General features: G+C 37.2%; 7 protein-coding genes and 1 pseudogene. All 8 read right to left on the bottom strand.

The features are described from left to right. Positions 1 to 188 (bottom strand): annotated as a pseudogene (locus HMPREF2987_RS11115) (transcriptional regulator); the annotation flags it as partial. Positions 189 to 365: 177 nt separating this feature from the next. Continuing rightward, positions 366 to 626, bottom strand: a complete 261-nt coding sequence (locus tag HMPREF2987_RS00785; protein ID WP_075228936.1) for a DUF1372 family protein — start codon at positions 624 to 626, stop codon at positions 366 to 368. After that, positions 623 to 820 (bottom strand): ribbon-helix-helix domain-containing protein, encoded by a 198-nt coding sequence (locus HMPREF2987_RS00790; RefSeq protein ID WP_075228937.1) that lies wholly within the window; start codon positions 818 to 820, stop codon positions 623 to 625. Before HMPREF2987_RS00790 ends, HMPREF2987_RS00785 begins: the two co-directional genes overlap by 4 nt. Positions 821 to 1,000: 180 nt before the next feature. Beyond that, the gene (locus tag HMPREF2987_RS11170; protein ID WP_257374810.1) at positions 1,001 to 1,168 is read right to left on the bottom strand and encodes a hypothetical protein; all 168 of its coding nucleotides are present in this window, start codon (positions 1,166 to 1,168) and stop codon (positions 1,001 to 1,003) included. Continuing rightward, positions 1,169 to 1,426 (bottom strand): hypothetical protein, encoded by a 258-nt coding sequence (locus tag HMPREF2987_RS00800; RefSeq protein ID WP_061665042.1) that lies wholly within the window; start codon positions 1,424 to 1,426, stop codon positions 1,169 to 1,171. Then, a complete protein-coding gene (locus HMPREF2987_RS00805; protein ID WP_061665041.1) occupies positions 1,426 to 1,713 on the bottom strand; it encodes a hypothetical protein in 288 nt (95 codons plus the stop codon). The genes HMPREF2987_RS00800 and HMPREF2987_RS00805 overlap by 1 nt, the downstream gene beginning before the upstream one ends. Next, on the bottom strand, positions 1,713 to 2,213 hold the full coding sequence (locus HMPREF2987_RS00810) for a DUF1642 domain-containing protein (protein WP_054368734.1): 501 nt from the start codon (positions 2,211 to 2,213) through the stop codon (positions 1,713 to 1,715). The genes HMPREF2987_RS00805 and HMPREF2987_RS00810 overlap by 1 nt, the downstream gene beginning before the upstream one ends. A gap of 12 nt (positions 2,214 to 2,225) precedes the next feature. Continuing rightward, positions 2,226 to 2,435: single-stranded DNA-binding protein (locus tag HMPREF2987_RS00815; RefSeq protein WP_142995328.1), on the bottom strand; the 210-nt coding region annotated here is incomplete at its 5' end.

Below are 2,435 nucleotides of genomic sequence, written 5' to 3' on the forward strand. Positions count from 1 at the left end.
GGATCATCTGCGAGCTTGACCGCGATGGTTTCTGTTGGTTTGCTGATTCCGATTGAAGGCCCACCTTGGCTGTCTGGGTTTCTGGTAGTTAGCTCCAGCCTGCGTAAATCTATGGTTCGCTGGATACCTCGGAACTTGAATAGTTCTTGGTCCAGTAGTTGAAGTTCCTTGTTGCTCAATTTCTTCAAATTTTACCTCCGAATTTTCTAAATAATTAAATAAGCTATCGAACATTTTAGAAAAAGCATTACTGATGTCAGAAACTATCTGCTTTATCATTTCGTACAGTTCATCTTCCAAAAATCTAATACGCTCTGCCATTGCTTCTTGGATGATGATGTAAGTTGGTTTCTTGTACTTTGTCATTACAATCTTACCTCATCTCCAATTTTCACTTTCTCATACACTTCGTTCGTAACTACGAACACCCCGTAGTCACGAATGGTAATTGTGTATAGCTTGCCATGTCGTCCTTTCTCAACAACTTTGCCGAAAATCTCTGCGCCTCGATTATCTGTCTTGTAGATAACCATCGGCTTCTTTTGTTCTAGTTCTGCAATCCTACCCATCTGCCAAATATTTAATCCAGCAGACAATAAAATCCAGATTGCGATAAAACGTTTCATTCTGTGTCCTCTCTTCCATCTCTTACTTTTTTCAAATAATATTTATATATTTCATTGTTGGTATGTTCATTTACTAACTTTTCAAGTGCTTTATTGACCACTTCTGATAGGCTTCTATAACCACCATATTCTCTTATAGCTTCAACATGATCATACAGCTCTTTGGTAAGCGTTGCTTGTATCTTTCTAGCCATCACTCCACCTCCTCATTTTTCTAACGTTTTGATTACATTTTCAATCTGTTCTTTCTTCTTATGCAACTCTTCCAAACTTTTTACTTCTAATGCTTTTTTAATAATTTCAAGTTGTTCAATTTCTTTTTTAAACTTGATAAGTTCTTGAACTTCTCGTGCATAGTCCCTAAAATTTTTTGCCTAGTCATATTCTTCCCAACCAAAAACTCTTGAAATTTCTTGGTTTAAGTCTTTGTATTTTCTTTCTAAATCTCTATTGACCATTGCTTGAGAATACATAATATAAAATGTCATAGCTGAAATCAGCAAACAAGCAAAGAACATTCCCCAAAACATGAAATTTTCCATTTATTCCACCTCATTTCTCAATTCAAAATCAATTCCATATAAGAGCAAATCATTTTGAAAGTCAACGAATGCTTCAATCATCTCAGCTTCTTGAAAGTCGTATTCCTCAACCGTATTTAAGAAATCATCAATATCATTTCTTTGCACACTTCCGTGCTCTGTCTTTGTGTGTTCCATGGCTTGTTCATAGCCATCAACATCAATTGTGTAGCAGATTCTGCCAGCTGAATAATCATATTTGTAATTCTTGATAATCATCACTCAACCTCCTCAAAATAACTATGAAATTTACTTAAATTGATAATAGCAACCTCTTCAACAGAATGCTTCTTAATGTCAAAGTCTGGATCATTTTTCCCAAACTCTTTCTTTATCGCTTTTTCAGCAAGCGATGGTAAAGCGAATATACTTGCTCCATTTTTTAAGGCAAGCGCTTGACCGTGTTTATTTACTATTCTATAACCCACATCAAACGGTCTGATTTTCGCAGGGATTTTTATGCGTTTGTTTTCAGTTTTTATTGCTTGTTCAATGGTTTGTACCATCACTCCACCTCCTCGACTTCAAACAATGGACTATTAAACACTTCACTAAAACCAGCATCTTCTAATTCTTTTCGGGTGTGGTGTGTGCCATAAAGTGAGTTTTCTTCCCGGTCTGAGAAAAGCCATTTGTTTGAATGTTTTTCACGGTTCAAAGTTTCGTGATTTCCACAAATGCCTTTCACCTTTACCCGATATCTCTTCTCTTTCTCGACCTCGTAGCCATCCAGCCATGCACGAGCGGCTAAATCAAACGGTCGTTCTTGCATAAACCATTTACCAACTTCTTCATTTGTGAAATCAAAATCGAAGAAGTCTGCTACGTCTTTGCAAGATTTTCTAGCTTCCTCAATCCAACCTGCCACAAACTGCGGTACTACGACTTTTTCTGGTTCGTCTAGTTGTTTCACTAAATCTAAAACATCGTCCAAAGCAACATAATACTTTTCTCCATACAATTTATCTAAACTTCCAATTTTCTCAATCAATTCCTGTTTATTCATCTTACTACCTCCCTAAAACGGCAACCCATCATCTGAAATATCCATTGGTTCGCTTTGGCCATAGCTTGGTGGCATCTGGTTTTCCATGCTTGACTGGTTAGCAGTATTATCCTTCTTTTCAAGCGTTTGAAAACTTTCAGCTACCACTTCCGTCACATAGACACGTTGGCCTTGCTGATTATCATAACTACGAGTCTGGATGCGGCCTGTGATTCCTACCAG

Source organism: Streptococcus sp. HMSC067H01 (assembly GCF_001814775.1).
GTDB lineage: Bacteria > Bacillota > Bacilli > Lactobacillales > Streptococcaceae > Streptococcus.

Bases quoted from the DNA above. Each gene is read 5' to 3' on its own strand.
- HMPREF2987_RS00785 (WP_075228936.1), bottom strand. From the start codon at position 626: ATGAAACGTTTTATCGCAATCTGGATTTTATTGTCTGCTGGATTAAAT.
- HMPREF2987_RS00790 (WP_075228937.1), bottom strand. From the start codon at position 820: ATGGCTAGAAAGATACAAGCAACGCTTACCAAAGAGCTGTATGATCAT.
- HMPREF2987_RS11170 (WP_257374810.1), bottom strand. From the start codon at position 1,168: ATGGAAAATTTCATGTTTTGGGGAATGTTCTTTGCTTGTTTGCTGATT.
- HMPREF2987_RS00800 (WP_061665042.1), bottom strand. From the start codon at position 1,426: ATGATTATCAAGAATTACAAATATGATTATTCAGCTGGCAGAATCTGC.
- HMPREF2987_RS00805 (WP_061665041.1), bottom strand. From the start codon at position 1,713: ATGGTACAAACCATTGAACAAGCAATAAAAACTGAAAACAAACGCATA.
- HMPREF2987_RS00810 (WP_054368734.1), bottom strand. From the start codon at position 2,213: ATGAATAAACAGGAATTGATTGAGAAAATTGGAAGTTTAGATAAATTG.